Consider the following 15,951-nt stretch of genomic DNA (forward strand, 5'->3'; position numbering starts at 1 on the left):
CAAACGGACGCTGCACGTTCCATACATTAGCAATATGAGATACTGTGCGAATGCGGGTGGCTCCAAGGAGTGTGGATGATGAACGCGGACGAAATGCAGGCGGTAGCCGACACCCTGATGCGGGTCGTGACGCCTGACATGGCACCCAAGCAATTGATCAAAGCGGCCAGGAAGGAACACCCGAACGCGTCAAAGAAGGACATCGCCCGCGCGGCGTTCTTCTCGATTATCGCCAACGCCGAAGAAGACCACGGCAAGGCAAGGAACCTGCAGGCATTCGCCATAGCCGAGCGTGTCGACGGTACCTCTTGATCCCTGGAAATCCCAACCTGGAAAACGGCTGGCGACGCCGCGCAACCTTCACATCTGTGCGGGAACGACTTCATCACCTGGCAAAACCGCCCCCGCGATATCGTCCAGGATCGGGCAGTCCGGCCGGTCATCGCCGTGGCAGGCATGGATCAGCTTCTGCAGGGTCGAGCGCATCGACTGCAATTCGCGCACCTTCTCCTCGATCGCACTCACATGCGCGGCGGCGATCTCGCGCACGTCATGGCTGGCGCGGCTGCGGTCCTGGTAGAGCGCCATCAGCTGGCGGCAGTCGTCGATGGAAAAGCCGAGATTGCGCGCGCGGCGCAGAAACGTCAGCCGGTGGATGTCGTCGCCCGAATAATCGCGGTAGCCGTTGCCGGCCCGCGCCGGACGGATCAGGCCGATCTCCTCATAGTAGCGAATGGTCTTGGCCGGTAGGCCGGAACGCTGGGCGGCATCTCCGACATTCATGATTGGTTCCCTAACTTCGGGCGGCCTGGCGGACCGCCCCATTGAATTTCCTAGATAATCTTATGAGAGCCGTTGCCGAAAAGCCACAGCTGTGGACTTACCGGCATGTAAGCCCCTGCATATAGGCATCGCCCGCTTGGCAAGCAAAGCAAATGCCAGCATGAATGATAGCGACAAGGCGGCCGTCTCGTGCCGCTACCTTTCGGGCGGGGCATCGGACCTTTTCATGCGCATGAAGTCATTCGCAATCGTCGCGGCACTTGCGCTGTCGACGGCAATTGCCGGTTGCAGCACCATCGGCTCGCAGATCTTCACCAACAACTATGGCCCGATGACCGACGCAGGCTATCAACTGCCGCGCATTCCGATCGAAAAGGTGCCGTTCAAGTACCGCCGGCAGATCGTTAGCTACGACAGCGATGAAAAGCCGGGCACCATCGTCGTCGATACCCAGAACAAGTTTCTCTATTATGTCATGGGCGGCGGCGAGGCGATGCGTTACGGCATCGGCGTCGGCCGCGAGGGTTTTGAATGGCGCGGCACCGCCCGCATCGCGGCGAAGCGCGAATGGCCGACCTGGACGCCGCCATCGGCGATGATCAAGCGCCAGCCGGAACTCGCCAAATTTGCCGGGGGCATGGACCCCGGATTGACCAACCCGCTCGGCGCGCGCGCCCTGTATCTGTTCAACAAGGGCGGCGATTCAGGCTACCGCCTGCATGGCAGCCCGGAGTGGAACTCGATCGGCAAAGCGATGTCGTCGGGCTGCATTCGGCTGATGAACCAGGACATCATCGACCTTTACGACCGCACCTCCGTCGGCGCCAAGGTCATCGTTCTCTAGAGCTCATACGCGGACCGTCTAGGCAACAACTGACGTCCCAAAACAAAAAACCGGGCAATTTGGCCCGGTTTTTTGTGTCGCGCGAAGGGGCGAATTGACGTCCTTTGATCTTAAGAGACCTGTTCGACCTGCTGCACCTCGGGCACAAAATGCCGGAGCAGGTTCTGGATGCCATGCTTGAGCGTCGCCGTCGACGACGGGCAGCCGGCGCAGGCGCCCTTCATGTGCAGGAACACGGTGCCGTTCTCGAAGCCGCGGAAGGTGATGTCGCCACCGTCCTGGGCGACGGCCGGACGCACCCGCGTGTCGAGCAGTTCCTTGATGGTGATGACCAGTTCCTCGTCGGCCTTGTCGTAGAATTCGCCGGTCTGGCTGGTCTCGGCGGCGGGGCCGGCCCTGGCCATGACCGGCGCGCCGGACATGAAGTGCTCCATGATGGCGCCGAGGATCGCCGGCTTCAGATGCTGCCAGTCGGGGCCGTCCTTGGTCACGGTGACGAAATCATAGCCGAAGAAGACGCCGGTCACGCCGGGGATCTCGAACAGCCGGCCGGCCAGCGGCGAAGCCGCGGCAGCGCTGTCGGCATCGCGGAAATCGGCGGTGCCTTCGACAAGCACTTCCTTGCCGGGCAGGAACTTCAATGTCGCCGGATTTGGCGTCGATTCGGTCTGGATAAACATGGACGTCTCCGAGCCCGTTCGGGCATATAGTTTGGAATAATTCTAAATAGGCCCTATCGGCAGGACATTCAAGCGAAAGCCATCGCCGGAACGGCTGGCTGGGAGAATGTTTTTGCGGTCTTCTGCAACACACCTTAGGCCAGGCTGTCGATTTCTTCGTCTGACAGGTTCTGCGGCACCACTGTCACCGGGATCGGGAAGGCGGCGCCCTTGCCGGCGACCGCGCCGACCAGCGGGCCCGGCCCCTCCTTGCCGGCGCCGGCGGCCAGCACGAGGATGGCGATATCCTGGTCCTCCTCGATCAATTTGTGGATCTCTTCCGTCGGCTTGCCTTCGCGCACCACCAGTTCCGGCTCGATGCCGAGCTTCTGGCGCACCTTGTTGGCATAGCTGTCCAGTGCGGCGCGCGCGGTGGCGGTGGCCTCCTCGCGCATGATCTTCTCGACACCCAGCCAATGCTGGAAATCGTCCGGCTCGATCACATAGAGCAGCACCAGCACGCCGCTGGTGCTCTGCGCGCGCTTCGAGGCGTAGACGACGGCCCTTTCGCATTCGGGCGTGTCGTCGATGATCGCCAAAAACTTGCGGCGATGGCCGGCTTCGCGGCTGAGGCGTTTGGAGACCATATTCTACCTCAAATGGTTTCGGTCGCAATCTGCCACCGCCACAGCCCGGCCGCAAGCGACCGGCGGATGTAGCGATATTGGCTGCAGATTAACCCTGTAGCAGGCCGATGATGTCGCGCACGGTCTTCATCGTCGCCTCGGCCAGCAGGCCGGCCCGCTCGCCGCCATCCCTGAGCACCGCGTCGACATAGGCGCGGTCGTCGGAAATGCGGCGCATTTCGCCGGCGACCGGCGCCAGCTTTTCCACGGCAAGGTCGGCCAGCGCCGGCTTGAATACCGAAAACTGCTGGCCGCCGAAATCTTTCAGCACCGCCTCCTTCGATATCTCGGCGAGACCCGCATAGATGCCGACCAGGTTTTCGGCTTCCGGCCGGCCGGCCAGGCCGTCCAATTCGCCAGGCAACGCCTCCGGGTCGGTCTTGGCCTTGCGGATCTTCTTCGAGATGCTGTCGGCATCGTCGGTCAGATTGATGCGCGACAGGTCCGACGGATCCGACTTCGACATCTTCTTCGAGCCGTCGCGTAGCGACATGATGCGCGCCGCCGGTCCGCCGATGATCGGTTCGGTCAACGGGAAATAACCGTTCACGGTCTCCTCGCCGACCTTCATCTCGACGCCGACGCCAAGGCCGGCGATGCGGTCCGAAAAGTCGTTGTTGAATTTTTGCGCGATGTCGCGTGTCAGCTCCAGATGCTGCTTCTGGTCATCGCCGACCGGCACATGGGTGGCGCGGTAGACGAGGATGTCGGCCGCCATCAGGCTCGGATAGGCAAGCAACCCAAGCGAGGCGTTCTCGCGATCCTTGCCGGCCTTGTCCTTGAACTGCGTCATCCGGTTCATCCAGCCGATGCGGGCGACGCAATTGAAGATCCAGGCGAGCTCGGCGTGCTGCATGACCCGCGACTGGTTGAAGACGATGTGCTTCTTCGGGTCGATGCCGGAGGCGAGAAACGCCGCGGTGATCGCGCGCGTCTGGTCCTTGAGATCCTCATGGACAAGCTGCGCGGTCAGCGAATGCAGGTCGACGACGCAATAGATGCAATCGGAGGTGTCCTGCAGGGCGACGAATTTCTTGATGGCGCCGAGATAGTTGCCGAGGTGCAGATTGCCGGTCGGCTGGACGCCGGAAAACACGAGGGGCTTGAAGGCAGGCTGATTGGCGTCAGTCATGGTGTTTCCCTGGCTTGTGGAGGGCCGTTTCGCGCGCGGCGAAAGTCTTGCGACGGCGCGCTTATGGACGAGAGCGAGCGGACGATCAAGGGGCTGTAGGCGATCGCAGCAGAGCGATTGCTTCAGGTCGGATTGCTTGTTCGATGTTGTTGGCGCTGCGCCTATAGCGCCTGTCTCGGCTTGACATCGATATGGTATGATAGGTGCATATTCTGCAAACGATCTGACGAGAAATGGATGACCATCTCAAACGAGAAAGCTTTGGCGCACCGACATGGCCGCGAGACGCCGCTGGAGACAGCGGCGCGGCTTCGGGCCGAATTCGGGATCGAACTTAGCAAGCAGGCACGTAAGCCGCTGCCGCGCCCGGTCTATGACGAATTGTCCGGCGAAGACTGATGCTTGTCGACGGGGTCGCTACGGTTAGGCTTACGGATCTGGAGACTGTCCCCTGACAGGCGGTGATCCCTTCCGCGCCATACTGCGCCGGATCATGCCGAAATCGGCGCCGCCGATGGCGAATGCGGTGACGAAATAAAGCAGCGCCCCGCCGGCGACGAGCCCAAGCAGCGTTGCAGTCTTGACCACCAGCGGCGAGCCGGAAGCGAGGCTGGCGGCAAACCAGTGTTCGGCAAAATACAGCGCCGCCGCCATCACCGCGGCCGACAGCACCAGCCGTGGGATGCGTCTCATGAGCGGCACGTCGCGGCCCCAATGGCCGCGCCGGATCAGCACGCCGAGCAGCATCAGCGCATTGACCCAGCCGGCGACGGCCGAGGCGACGGCGATGCCCGGCGCGCCCATCTGCGGAAACAGCGTCAGCGCGGTGGTGATGTTCACCGCCACCGAGATAGCGGCGAAGATCATCGGCGTGCGTGTGTCCTCGCGAGCGAAATAGCCGGGGGTGAACGCCTTGATAAGCACAAAGGCCGGCAGGCCCAAGCCGAAGATGGCCAGGATCGCCGCCACAACCGGCGTCGAGTTGTTGGCGGCAAATGCGCCGCGTTCGTAGACCAGCCCGACGATCGGCTCCGCCATGACCAGCAGTGCCGCCGCCGCCGGCAGGGTCAGGAACAAGGTGAACTCCACCGACCGGTTCTGCAGATTGGCCGCCTCCATCAGATTGCCCGACTTCAGCGCCCGCGACAGTTCGGGCAGAAGCACGATGGCGACGGCGATGCCGACGACGCCGAGCGGCAGCTGATAGATGCGATCGGCATAGGCGAGCGACGACACCGCGCTGTCCTGCGCCGAGGCGATTGCGGTGCCGATCAGTTGGTTGATCTGGGTGATGCCGCCGGTGATCGCCGCCGGCAGCGCCAGGATCAGCAGCCGCTTGACATTGGGCGTCATCCTTGGCCGGCGAAAGCCGATCGAGATGCCGGCATGGCGCACCGCCACCCAGACGATCGCCAGTTGCACCAGCCCCGCCGCCAGCACGCCCCAGGCCAGTGCGAAGCCAACGGTGCGCGCGTCCGATCCCTTGTGCCAGGCATAGGCGAGCACGCCGATCAGGATGACGTTCAGGAACACCGGCGCCACCGCGGCGGCGAAATAGCGGCGCAGCGAATTCAGCATGCCGGCCATCATGGCGCCGAGCGACATGCAGATCAGATAGGGAAACATGATGGTCGCGAGCCGGACCGTCATCTCGAACTTTCCCGGCGAGTCGGCAAAGCCCGGCGCCACCAGGTAGCGCACGATCAGCGGCATCGCCAGTTCCATGGCGATGGTCAGCGCCAGCAGCGCCGTGAACAGCACGCCGAACACCTCTTCGGAAAAGCGCTTGGCGCCATCGATGCCGTGGGTTTCGATCTCCTTGGCGAACAGCGGCACGAAGGCGGCGTTGAAGGCGCCTTCGGCAAACAGCCGGCGGAAGGTGTTGGGAAACTGGAAGGCGGCATTGAAGGCGTCGGCGATCGGCCCGGTGCCGAGCGCGGCCGCCATCAGCATCTCACGGCCGAAGCCGAGGGCGCGGCTCATCAGCGTGCCGGAAGCGACCGTCGCGAACTTTTTGACAAGGCTCATGCGTCTGGAGACTGCCTGCAGGATTGGGACAAATGAGTGGTGGCTGTCACTCGGCTGCAGCCTTGGCCTTGCCGCCGCGCTCGGGCACGGTGCCTTCGAGGACGGCGATCAGCCTGTTTTTGATGGCGGCCATGCGGGTCGGGCTGTCGATCTTCTGGCCGGTGAGATCGGTGACATAGAAGGTGTCGATGACCTTTTCGCCGAACGTGGTGATGTGTGCCGAGGCGATGTCGAGCGACAGGTCGGACAACGCCCCGGTGATCTCGGACAGCAGGCCCGGCCGATCCAGCCCCTCGACCTCGATCACCGAGAACCGGTTCGACAGCGTGTTGCGGATTTCGGCGCGCGGCTGGATGCGGAAGACCTTGGCGCCGCGCCGCGGCTTGGTGCGCTTCTCGATCATCTCCGGCAGCCAGCTCTTGCCCGACAGCACGTCCTCGATCAGCCGGCCGACGCGTTCGGCACGGCGGCGTTCGTCCTCGTCGCGGTCGAATTCCCTCGAGATCAGGATGGTGTCCAGCGCGCGGCCGTCGGAGGTGGTGAAGATCTGCGCATCGACGATGTTGCCGCCGGCCGCCACACAGGCGCCGGCAATGACCGACAGCAGGCGGGGATGGTCCTGCGCCAGCACGGTGATCTCGGTCACCGCCTCGAACTGGTGGGTCTTGATCATCGTGGCGAGCTTCTTGCCCGCCGCATCCGCCTCGCGGATGAATTCGGCATGGCGAAGCTGGTCGGCGAGATCGACCGCCAGCAGATAATTCTCATAGTGCTTGGCGACATAGCGCTTGCGCGCCTTTTCCGGCCAATCGGCGAGCGCCTCGGCCAGTTTTTCGCGGGCAGCCGCGGTGCGCATCGCACGCGACACTTCCGAAAACCCGCCGGTCAACAGCAATTCGGTCTCGTAGTAGAGCGTGCGCAGCAACTGGCCCTTCCAGCCGTTCCAGACGCCAGGCCCGACGCCTCTGATATCGCAGACGGTCAGGACGAGCAGCAGCTTCAACCGTTCGACCGACTGCACGATCGCGGAAAAGTCCTCGATCGTCTTGCGGTCGTTGAGGTCGCGGGTCTGCGCCGTCATCGACATGGCGAGATGGTTTTCGACCAGCCAGGCGACCGTTTCGGTGTCGGCCGCCGACAGCCCCATATGCGGGCAGATCCGCCGCGCGATCCGGGCGCCCGCTTCGGAATGGTCCTCCGGCCGGCCCTTGGCGATATCGTGCAGCAGGACCGCGACATAGAGCGCCTCGCGACTTTTCTTCAGCCCCGGCATCAGCGAGTGGGCAAGCGGGTGGATCTTTTCACCGTCGCCGCGCTCGATCTCGGCTAGCACGCCGATACAGCGGATCAGGTGCTCGTCCACCGTATAGTGGTGGTACATCGAGAACTGCATCATGGCGACGATCTTGCCGAAATCCGGGATCAGCTTTGCCAGCAGTCCCGCCTCGTTCATCCGCCTGAGATTGAGTTCGGCATTGCGGTCCGACGTCAATATGTCGAGGAACAGCCGGTTGGCTTCCTCGTCGCGCCTGAGCGCCTTGCCGACGAGGCCGAGCGAACGGGTCAGCAGCTTCAGCGCATCGGGGTGAAATTCCAGCCCGTGCTTGTCGGCGAACCAGAACAGCCGCAGGAGATTGACCGGATCGCGCTCGAACACCAGGTCGTCGGCGATGTTGATGCGATGGTTGTCGACAATGAAATCGGACGTGCCGGCAAGCTTGCGCTTGCGGCGCGAGAAGGTGAGAAAGATGCGGTTGAAGCCCGGCACATGCTTGGCCTGCTCTTCCTCGAGCGCCGCGCAGAAGATGCGGGTCAGATCGCCGACGTCCTTGGCGACGAGGAAGTAATGCTTCATGAAGCGCTCGACCGCCGACAGGCCCGGATGTGTGGTGTAGCCCAGCCGCTCGGCGATCTCGCGCTGGATGTCGAAATGCAGCCGCTCCTCGGCCTTGCCGGTGAGGAAATGCATGTGGCAGCGCACCGCCCACAGGAAGTCCTCGGCCTTCTGGAATTCCCGGTATTCGGTGCCGGTGAAGACGCCCTTGTCGACCAGTTCCTCGCCGGTGCGGACCCGGTAGAAATACTTGCCGATCCAGAACAGCGTCTGCAGGTCGCGCAGGCCGCCCTTGCCGTCCTTGACGTTGGGTTCGACCAGATAGCGGCTTTCGCCGGCCTTGGCATGACGCTCGTCGCGTTCGGCAAGCTTGGCCTGCACATATTCGGGTCCGGTCGTGCGCACCACCTCGCGGTCGAAGCGCTGCAAGAGCTCGTCATAGAGCTTCTGCTCGCCCCACAGGAAACGCGCCTCCAGGATCGAGGTGCGGATGGTGATGTCGGTGCGCGACTGCCGCAGGCATTCGTCGATGTTGCGGGTGGCGTGACCGACCTTCAGTCCCAGGTCCCACAGCACGTAGAGCATGTATTCGACGATCTGCTCGCCCCATGGGGTCTGCTTGTAGGGCAGCAGGAAGAGCAGATCGATATCAGATCCCGGCGCCAGCGTGCCGCGACCATAGCCGCCGACCGCTACGACGGCCATGCGTTCGGCCGATGACGGGTTTTTGACGCGATAGACGTGGGTGGCGGCGAACTCGTAGAGCGCGCGGATGATTTCGTCCATGAGATGCGACAGCCGGGCGGCGCAGGCAGTGCCGCTGCCGTCGTCCATCAGCATGCGTTCGGCGATGCTGCGGCCGGCGGCCAGCCTGCTCTTGAGAAGCTGGAGAACACCGGCACGCGCAGCCTTGCCGGAGCCGTCGCCTGCCGTGGCCTCAGTCAGCGCAGTCATCTCGCGGCGCAAGGCTTCGCCGTCGATCAGTTCGTCGAGCTTTAGAGAGATTCTTGCCATAAGTGCCGTTCGGCCTCGCCGTTTTGGCGGCGTCTATAGCGCGTTTTCGCGGCGCTGGGTATGGGGCGGACGGACAGGCTCTCCACAGGCGTCGTCGATGGCATGCAGCGGCGGCTGGGTGCCGGATTTTCCGCCGGCGGTTTGCCGCGCTCCTCGGCAAAAAAAACAGAATTGGCCCTTGACCTTCCAGTCACTGGAAGCACTACCTCCGTTGCAAGTTCGAGACAGAGAGGCCTTTCCGCATTGACGCATTCCGACCACGACCATCACGCCAATAGCGGTTGCTGCTCGCCGAAAGCTGCTCCGTCCGTCGCCGACGCAGTCATTCGCGACCCGGTCTGCGGCATGACCGTCGATCCGGCCGCCGGCAAGCCGACCGCCGATCATGGCGGCCATCGCTATCATTTCTGCAGCGAGCGCTGCCGTTCGAAGTTCACGGCCGAGCCGGAAAACTACATTACCGCCACCGATCCGGTCTGCGGCATGCGTGTCGAGCGTGCCGCCGCGAAGCACTTTTCCCGGCATGAAGGCCAGGGCTTCTATTTCTGCTCGGCCGGCTGCAAGGTGAAGTTCGAGGCAGAGCCGGCAAAGTATCTTGGCGACAGGCCGGAGCAGCAGGCGATGCCGAAAGGCACGCAATACACCTGTCCGATGCATCCGGAAATCATCCGCGACAAGCCAGGCGCCTGCCCGATCTGCGGCATGGCGCTGGAACCGATGGGCGTGCCGACCGGCGACGAGGGCCCGAACCCGGAACTGGTCGATTTCACCAGGCGCTTCTGGGTGAGCGCCGTGTTGTCGGTGCCATTGCTGATCTTCGCCATGGCGCCGATGCTCGGCCTGACGTTTAGCGCCTTCATCGACGATTCGACCAAGATCTGGGTGGAATTGGCGCTGGCCAGCCCGGTTGTGCTGTGGGCGGCTTTTCCTTTCTTCCATCGCGGCTGGGAATCGGTTCTCAACCGCAGCCCCAACATGTGGACGCTGATTTCGCTCGGCGTTGGTGCCGCCTATCTCTACAGCGTCGCCGCCGCGCTGTTCCCCGATCTATTTCCGCACCAGTTCCGCGGTCATGAGGGCACGGTCCCGGTCTATTTCGAGGCAGCCGCCGTCATCGTGGCCCTGGTTTTCCTCGGCCAGGTGCTGGAATTGCGCGCCCGTGAAAAAACCGGTTCGGCTATCCGCGCGCTGCTCGACCTCGCGCCGAAGACGGCGCGGCTGATCGGCGAGGACGGTTCTGAAAACGACGTGCCGCTCGACATGGTCAAGGCCGGCGACCGCCTGCGCATCCGCCCCGGCGATGCCGTGCCGGTCGACGGCATGGTGCTGGAAGGCCGCTCTTCGATCGACGAATCGATGCTGTCCGGCGAGCCGCTGCCGGTCGAAAAGACTGGAGGCGATTCCGTCACCGGCGGCACGCTCAACAAGAACGGTTCGCTGATCATGCGCGCCGAGAGGATCGGCGCCGAAACCACGCTGGCGCGCATCGTCGCGCTCGTCGCCAAGGCGCAGCGTTCGCGCGCCCCGATCCAGGGCCTGGCCGACCGCGTCTCCTTCTATTTCGTCCCGGCCGTCGTCGTGGTTGCGATCGTTGCGTTCATCGCCTGGGCGATCTTCGGGCCGCAACCCAGCCTGATCTTTGCCATCGTCTCGGCGGTCTCGGTGCTGATCATCGCCTGTCCCTGCGCACTGGGGCTTGCCACGCCGATGTCGATCATGACCGCCACAGGACGCGGCGCGCATGCCGGCGTGCTGATCAAGGACGCCGAGGCGCTCGAGCGCTTTGCCTCGGTCGACACGCTGATCGTCGACAAGACCGGCACTTTGACCGAAGGCCGGCCGAGATTGACGGACGTCGTCGCTGCCGAGGGCATGGCGGACGATGATCTGCTGGCACTTGCCGCCGGCCTCGAAAAAGGCTCGGAGCATCCGCTGGCCGAGGCGATCGTCGAAGGCGCCCGGGAACGCGGGGTAAAGATTCCCGACGCCGGCGATTTCGAGGCGGTCACCGGCAAGGGCGTTTCCGGCACGGTCTCGGGACAGAAGGTGGCGCTCGGCAACGCCGCGATGATGGCTGATCTCGGCATCGATATCGCATCCATCTCGACCAGCGCCGAGGCGCTGCAGGCCGAGGGCAAGACCGCGATGTTCGTCGCCGTCGGCAACAAACTCGCCGGCATCGTCGCCGTCGCCGACCCGATCAAGGCGACGACATCAGAGGCGATCAAGGCGCTGCATGAGCGCGGCCTGAAGATCATCATGGCGACCGGCGACAACGAACGCACGGCGAAAGCCATCGCAAGCAAACTCGGCATCGACGAGGTGCGTGCCGGCCTGCTGCCGGAACAGAAGAGCGCGCTGGTCGAAGAGTTGCGCGCCAGCGGCGCCGGCGTCGCCATGGCCGGCGACGGCGTCAACGACGCGCCGGCGCTGGCTGCCGCCGATGTCGGCATCGCCATGGGCACCGGCGCCGATGTCGCGGTCGAAAGCGCCGGGATCACGCTGGTCAAGGGCGATCTCAACGGCATCGTCCGGGCCCGCACGCTCGCCCAGGCGACGATCCGCAACATCCGCCAGAACCTGTTTTTCGCCTTCCTCTACAACGTGCTTGGCGTGCCGGTCGCCGCCGGCGTGCTCTATCCGCTCACCGGCACGCTGTTGTCGCCGATGATTGCGGCAGCGGCGATGAGCCTGTCCTCGGTTTCGGTGATCACCAACGCGTTGCGGCTCAGGACGTTGAAACTCTGAGCCAAGTCCCCAGATAGGAACTCGTTCAAAAAGGAGATCATGAATGACGTTGGCCAAGAAGATCGTGCTGCTGCTGATGGCGGCCGGAATGCTGCTTGCCGTTTTCCTGGAAAGCATTCCGTCGCAAGCCCAGGAGACGAAACACGACATGGGGGCGCACGACATGGGGGCGATGGACGCGCAGGGTGCCTCGACCGACAGCTACAAGGCGGCGATGGACAAGATGCACAGCGCGATGACGGCGATCGAATATTCCGGCAATGCCGATGTCGATTTCGCCCGCGGGATGATCCCGCATCACCAGGCGGCTATCGACATGGCCAAGGTCGAGCTTGCCAATGGCAAGGATCCGGAAATGCGCAAGCTGGCCGAAGCGGTGATCGCGGCGCAGGAAGCCGAGATCAAGCAGATGCAGGATTGGCTGGCCGCCCATCCGGTGAAGTAGCATCAGCCATCGGGCCTCGACTGGAGCACGCCATGCCGTCAATGATAAGAACCACGACATTGCCCTCGGGCGAAGCCGTTCCCGTGCTGGGTCAAGGCACCTGGAAAATGGGCGAGGACGCCCGCCGCCATGCCGATGAGGTCAATGCCCTGAAGCTTGGGCTGGATCTCGGCATGACGCTGATCGACACCGCCGAAATGTATGCCAGCGGCGGCGCCGAGGAAGTGGTGGCGGATGCTATTGCCGGGCGCCGCGACGAGGTGTTCCTGGTCTCCAAGGTGCTGCCGTCCAACGCCTCGCGCACCGGCGTGCCGGCTGCCTGCGAGGCAAGCCTCAGGCATCTGCGCACCGACCGCATCGATCTCTATCTGCTGCACTGGCCCGGCAGCGTGCCGCTGGCGGAAACGGTCGAGGCCTTCGAAGCGTTGAAAAAAGCCGGCAAGATCCGCCACTGGGGCGTCAGCAATTTTGACACTCATGAGATGGAGGAACTGGTCAGCCTGCCGGCCGGCGACGGCGTCCAGACCAACCAGATCCTCTACAATCTGTCCCAGCGCGGCCCCGAATTCGACCTTGCGCCCTGGAGCCGGCAGCGCGGCATTCCGCTGATGGCCTATTCGCCGGTCGACCAGGGCGTATTGGCGCGCAACGCCAGCCTCGAAGCCATCGCCGCCCGCCACGATGCGACGCCGGCTCAGCTGGCGCTGGCCTGGGTGATGGCACAGGACGGCGTCATCGCCATTCCAAAGGCCAGCAAGCAGGAGCATATCCGCCAGAATGTCGCGGCGCTCGACATCGAGCTTACGCGTGAGGATTTCACCGAAATCGACCGCGCCTTCCCGCCGCCGCGGCGCAAGCAGGGCCTGCAGATGATTTGAGGGATGGGAGCGGACGAGGCCCAGCTATTTCCCCGCCATCCCCTTCAATCTGTACAGCGCCTCCAGCGCCTCCCGCGGCGTCATCTCGTCGGGATTGATCTCCCCTAGCGCCGCGCTCAGCCCATCGTCCTTCACCGGCTTCGGCGCTTCCCGTTTCATCGCCACCGAAAACAGCGGCAGATCGTCGACCAGCCGGTTGGCCTTGCCCGAAACCTCGCCAGCTTCCAGTTGGTGCAGCACTTCCCTGGCCCGCCCGACCACCGCCTCCGGCAAGCCGGCCAGACGCGCCACCTGCACGCCGTAGGAGCGGTCGGCGGCACCCTTGCCGACCTCGTGCAGGAAGACCACGTCGCCTTCCCATTCCTTGACCCGCATGGTGACATTGTGCAGTCGAGCGAGCTTGCTGGCCAGCGCAGTCATTTCGTGGAAATGGGTGGCGAAGATCGCCCGGCAGCGGTTTTTTTCGTGCAGATACTCGACCGCCGCCCAGGCGATCGACAGGCCGTCGAAGGTGGCGGTGCCGCGGCCGATCTCGTCGAGGATCACCAGCGCGCGTTCGCCGGCCTGGCTGAGGATCGCCGCCGTTTCGACCATCTCGACCATGAAGGTCGAGCGGCCGCGCGCCAGGTCGTCCGAGGCGCCGACACGTGAAAACAGCCGGTCGACAACGCCGATATGGGCTGAGGCCGCCGGCACGAAGGAGCCGGTCTGGGCGAGGATGGCGATCAGCGCGTTCTGCCTGAGGAAGGTCGATTTGCCGCCCATATTGGGGCCGGTCAGCAGCCAGATCGCGCCGTTTTTGGCATTGCCTTCCGGCGACAGATCGCAATCATTGGCGACGAACGGTCCTTCGCCCGAACGCCGCAGCGACTGTTCCACCACCGGATGCCGCCCGCCCGAAATGGCGAAGGCGAGGCTCGCGTCCACCACCGGCCGGCACCAGGCGTCGCTTTCGGAAAGCAGCGCCAGTGCCGCCGACACGTCGAGCACGGCGAGTGCTTCGGCGCCGGCGCGGATCTTGTCCGCCTCGCCAACGGCTTCCGCCGTCAGCCTGTCGAAGGCGGCAAGCTCGATCGCCAGCGCCCGGTCGGCGGCATTGGCGATCTTCGATTCCAGCTCGGCCAGTTCGGTCGTGGTGAAGCGCATGGCGTTGGCCATGGTCTGGCGATGGATGAAGCGCGCCTTCGCCCCGTCGCTGCTCGTCATGATCGCATGGTTGTTGGCGGTGACTTCGATGTAGTAGCCAAGCACATTGTTGTGCCGGATTTTCAGCGAGCGGATGCCGGTTTCGTCGATCAGCGAGCGCTCCAGCCCGGCGATCACCTTGCGCGATTCATCGCGCAGCGCCCGCATCTCGTCGAGCTCGGCGTTGTAGCTGGAACGGACGAAGCCGCCGTCGCGCTTGAGCAGCGGCAGCTCGTCGGCGAGCGCCCGTGTCAGATGCTCGGCCAGCGGGCGCGGCAGCGCTTCGATCGCCGCCAGCGCCGCCGCCAATTCTGGCGGCAGGGCGGTCGCCGCAAACAGTTCGGCAATAGCGCCGGCTGCCTCGAACCCGGCACGCAGCACGCCGAGATCGCGCGGGCCGCCGCGGTTGAGCGCCAGCCGCGACAGCGCGCGTGGCATGTCGGCGACGCTCTTCAGGCTCGCCCGCACCGCCTGGCACAGCCGTGTCTCGGACCGGAAGAACGACACCGAATCCAGCCTTGCGCCAATTGCCGCCGGATCGGTCAGCGGCGCCATCAGCCGATCGGCGAGCAGCCGCGCGCCGCCGCCGGTCACCGTGCGGTCGATCGCCTTGAACAGCGAACCCTCGCGGCTGCCGGACAGCGTGCGCAGCAGTTCCAGATTGGCGCGTGTCGCCGGATCGATGAACAGCGTCGAACCCTGCTCCTCGCGCTCGGGCCGCGACAGCGGCGGCCGCTCGGCCTTCTGCGTCTTCTCGACATAGGCGATTGCGCCTGAGATCGCCGACAGCTCGGCGCGGGAAAACGTGCCGAAACTGTCCGGCGTCGCCACCTCGAAGAAACGGGCGATGCGGCCCGCGGCCGACGCCGAGTCGAACAGGCTCGGCGGCTGCGGACTGGCGATGCGGCCGAGCACATCGAACACCGGTTTCAGCTCTGGATCGTAAAACACCGGTTCGGCGACGATCAGTTCGCGTGGCTCGACGCGAAAGACATCGGCGAGCAGCCGGTCGGCGCTGGTCTCGGCAACGCGGAAGGCGCCGGTCGAGATCTCGATCCAGGCCAGCGCAAAACTTCCTTGGTTCCCTGTCGAGCTGCCGCGCTCCCCGCTTCTTTGTTCGGCTCCGCCCTTGACCCGGCCAAGTGCCATCAAGAAACTCGATTCCGACGGCGCCAGCAATTTGTCCTCGGTGATGGTGCCGGGCGTTACCAGCCGCACCACGTCGCGGCGCACCACCGATTTGCCGCCGCGTTTCTTCGCCTCTGCCGGATCCTCGATCTGCTCGCAGACGGCGACGCGGAACCCTTGTCCAATCAGCTTCTGCAGATAATCGTCGGCGGCATGCACCGGCACGCCGCACATCGGGATGTCGAGGCCCTGGTGCTTGCCACGCTTGGTCAGGACGATGCCGAGCGCCCGGCTCGCCTTCTCGGCGTCGTCGAAGAACAGCTCGTAGAAATCGCCCATGCGGTAGAACAGCAGCGAATCCGGGTTCGCCGCCTTGATCTCGATATACTGCTCCATCATCGGCGTTGCCGGCGCAAAGGCCGGCGTAGCGCTGTCGCTGCGAATGGGCGTTTCGTCGTTCAAGAAGCTGCTTCCAAAATTTCCCAAGCCATCTGCTTGGCGGTTTACAGCGGCGAAGTGTAGCCTTAATCCCGAACGTTCCACAAAAGAAAGCATTGCACCCGTCTCAAGCGGTGCTGCACGGGTGA

At 64.1% G+C, this 15,951-nt stretch carries 13 protein-coding genes; 6 read left to right on the plus strand and 7 right to left on the minus strand.

From position 1 onward, the window contains the following. Positions 1–78: 78 nt before the first annotated feature. Positions 79–312, plus strand: coding sequence for a hypothetical protein (locus BLT09_RS10840; RefSeq protein ID WP_077377488.1), 234 nt, complete (start codon positions 79–81; stop codon positions 310–312). Positions 313–360: 48 nt separating this feature from the next. On the opposite strand, the gene cueR is transcribed toward BLT09_RS10840, so the two are convergent. Next, positions 361–783: a Cu(I)-responsive transcriptional regulator gene (gene cueR, locus BLT09_RS10845; protein ID WP_091592839.1), complete on the minus strand. Its 423-nt coding sequence runs from the start codon at positions 781–783 to the stop codon at positions 361–363. A gap of 226 nt (positions 784–1,009) precedes the next feature. On the opposite strand from cueR, the gene BLT09_RS10850 reads away from it, so the two are divergent. Next, the gene (locus BLT09_RS10850; RefSeq protein WP_023796711.1) at positions 1,010–1,627 is read left to right on the plus strand and encodes a L,D-transpeptidase; all 618 of its coding nucleotides are present in this window, start codon (positions 1,010–1,012) and stop codon (positions 1,625–1,627) included. A gap of 110 nt (positions 1,628–1,737) precedes the next feature. On the opposite strand, the gene BLT09_RS10855 is transcribed toward BLT09_RS10850, so the two are convergent. The 3 genes from BLT09_RS10855 to trpS all read right to left on the minus strand — a co-directional run bounded on the left by BLT09_RS10855 (position 1,738) and on the right by trpS (position 4,104). Continuing rightward, entirely contained in the window at positions 1,738–2,307 is a 570-nt protein-coding gene (locus BLT09_RS10855; protein WP_023796710.1) for a NifU family protein, read from the minus strand. 134 nt (positions 2,308–2,441) lie between these two features. Next, positions 2,442–2,933, minus strand: coding sequence for a universal stress protein (locus tag BLT09_RS10860; RefSeq protein WP_023796709.1), 492 nt, complete (start codon positions 2,931–2,933; stop codon positions 2,442–2,444). 88 nt (positions 2,934–3,021) lie between these two features. Continuing rightward, positions 3,022–4,104, minus strand: coding sequence for a tryptophan--tRNA ligase (trpS, locus tag BLT09_RS10865; protein WP_091592841.1), 1,083 nt, complete (start codon positions 4,102–4,104; stop codon positions 3,022–3,024). 237 nt (positions 4,105–4,341) lie between these two features. On the opposite strand from trpS, the gene BLT09_RS34255 reads away from it, so the two are divergent. Beyond that, on the plus strand, positions 4,342–4,503 hold the full coding sequence (locus BLT09_RS34255; protein WP_167366389.1) for a hypothetical protein: 162 nt from the start codon (positions 4,342–4,344) through the stop codon (positions 4,501–4,503). A 30-nt stretch (positions 4,504–4,533) separates the two neighbouring features. Here the strand turns inward: BLT09_RS34255 and murJ are convergent, their stop codons facing one another. Beyond that, a complete protein-coding gene (gene murJ / locus BLT09_RS10875) occupies positions 4,534–6,132 on the minus strand; it encodes a murein biosynthesis integral membrane protein MurJ (RefSeq protein WP_091592843.1) in 1,599 nt (532 codons plus the stop codon). Positions 6,133–6,178: 46 nt separating this feature from the next. Beyond that, complete coding sequence (locus BLT09_RS10880; RefSeq protein WP_091592845.1) at positions 6,179–8,980, minus strand: [protein-PII] uridylyltransferase; 2,802 nt, start codon at positions 8,978–8,980, stop codon at positions 6,179–6,181. A gap of 243 nt (positions 8,981–9,223) precedes the next feature. Here BLT09_RS10880 and BLT09_RS10885 point away from each other — a divergent pair, with 243 nt between their 5' ends. The 3 genes from BLT09_RS10885 to BLT09_RS10895 are packed head-to-tail and all read left to right on the plus strand — an operon-like array spanning position 9,224 to position 13,051. Continuing rightward, positions 9,224–11,728, plus strand: coding sequence for a heavy metal translocating P-type ATPase (locus tag BLT09_RS10885; RefSeq protein WP_091592847.1), 2,505 nt, complete (start codon positions 9,224–9,226; stop codon positions 11,726–11,728). 43 nt (positions 11,729–11,771) lie between these two features. Next, positions 11,772–12,173 carry a CopM family metallochaperone gene (copM, locus tag BLT09_RS10890; RefSeq protein ID WP_091592849.1) on the plus strand — a complete coding sequence of 134 codons (402 nt, stop codon included), beginning with the start codon at positions 11,772–11,774 and terminating at the stop codon, positions 12,171–12,173. Between the two features lie 32 nt (positions 12,174–12,205). Continuing rightward, positions 12,206–13,051, plus strand: coding sequence for an aldo/keto reductase (locus BLT09_RS10895; protein ID WP_091592851.1), 846 nt, complete (start codon positions 12,206–12,208; stop codon positions 13,049–13,051). Between the two features lie 24 nt (positions 13,052–13,075). Here BLT09_RS10895 and mutS read toward each other — a convergent pair whose 3' ends face one another. Beyond that, positions 13,076–15,763 (minus strand): DNA mismatch repair protein MutS, encoded by a 2,688-nt coding sequence (gene mutS / locus BLT09_RS10900; protein ID WP_236473772.1) that lies wholly within the window; start codon positions 15,761–15,763, stop codon positions 13,076–13,078. Positions 15,764–15,951 lie beyond the last annotated feature (188 nt).

The organism is Mesorhizobium muleiense (assembly GCF_900099905.1).
Classification (GTDB): domain Bacteria; phylum Pseudomonadota; class Alphaproteobacteria; order Rhizobiales; family Rhizobiaceae; genus Mesorhizobium; species Mesorhizobium muleiense.

Bases quoted from the DNA above. Each gene is read 5' to 3' on its own strand.
- BLT09_RS34255 (WP_167366389.1), top strand. From the start codon at position 4,342: ATGACCATCTCAAACGAGAAAGCTTTGGCGCACCGACATGGCCGCGAG.
- murJ (WP_091592843.1), bottom strand. From the start codon at position 6,132: ATGAGCCTTGTCAAAAAGTTCGCGACGGTCGCTTCCGGCACGCTGATG.
- BLT09_RS10840 (WP_077377488.1), top strand. From the start codon at position 79: ATGAACGCGGACGAAATGCAGGCGGTAGCCGACACCCTGATGCGGGTC.
- copM (WP_091592849.1), top strand. From the start codon at position 11,772: ATGACGTTGGCCAAGAAGATCGTGCTGCTGCTGATGGCGGCCGGAATG.
- mutS (WP_236473772.1), bottom strand. From the start codon at position 15,763: ATGATGGAGCAGTATATCGAGATCAAGGCGGCGAACCCGGATTCGCTG.
- BLT09_RS10860 (WP_023796709.1), bottom strand. From the start codon at position 2,933: ATGGTCTCCAAACGCCTCAGCCGCGAAGCCGGCCATCGCCGCAAGTTT.
- BLT09_RS10850 (WP_023796711.1), top strand. From the start codon at position 1,010: ATGCGCATGAAGTCATTCGCAATCGTCGCGGCACTTGCGCTGTCGACG.
- BLT09_RS10895 (WP_091592851.1), top strand. From the start codon at position 12,206: ATGCCGTCAATGATAAGAACCACGACATTGCCCTCGGGCGAAGCCGTT.
- cueR (WP_091592839.1), bottom strand. From the start codon at position 783: ATGAATGTCGGAGATGCCGCCCAGCGTTCCGGCCTACCGGCCAAGACC.
- BLT09_RS10880 (WP_091592845.1), bottom strand. From the start codon at position 8,980: ATGGCAAGAATCTCTCTAAAGCTCGACGAACTGATCGACGGCGAAGCC.
- BLT09_RS10855 (WP_023796710.1), bottom strand. From the start codon at position 2,307: ATGTTTATCCAGACCGAATCGACGCCAAATCCGGCGACATTGAAGTTC.
- trpS (WP_091592841.1), bottom strand. From the start codon at position 4,104: ATGACTGACGCCAATCAGCCTGCCTTCAAGCCCCTCGTGTTTTCCGGC.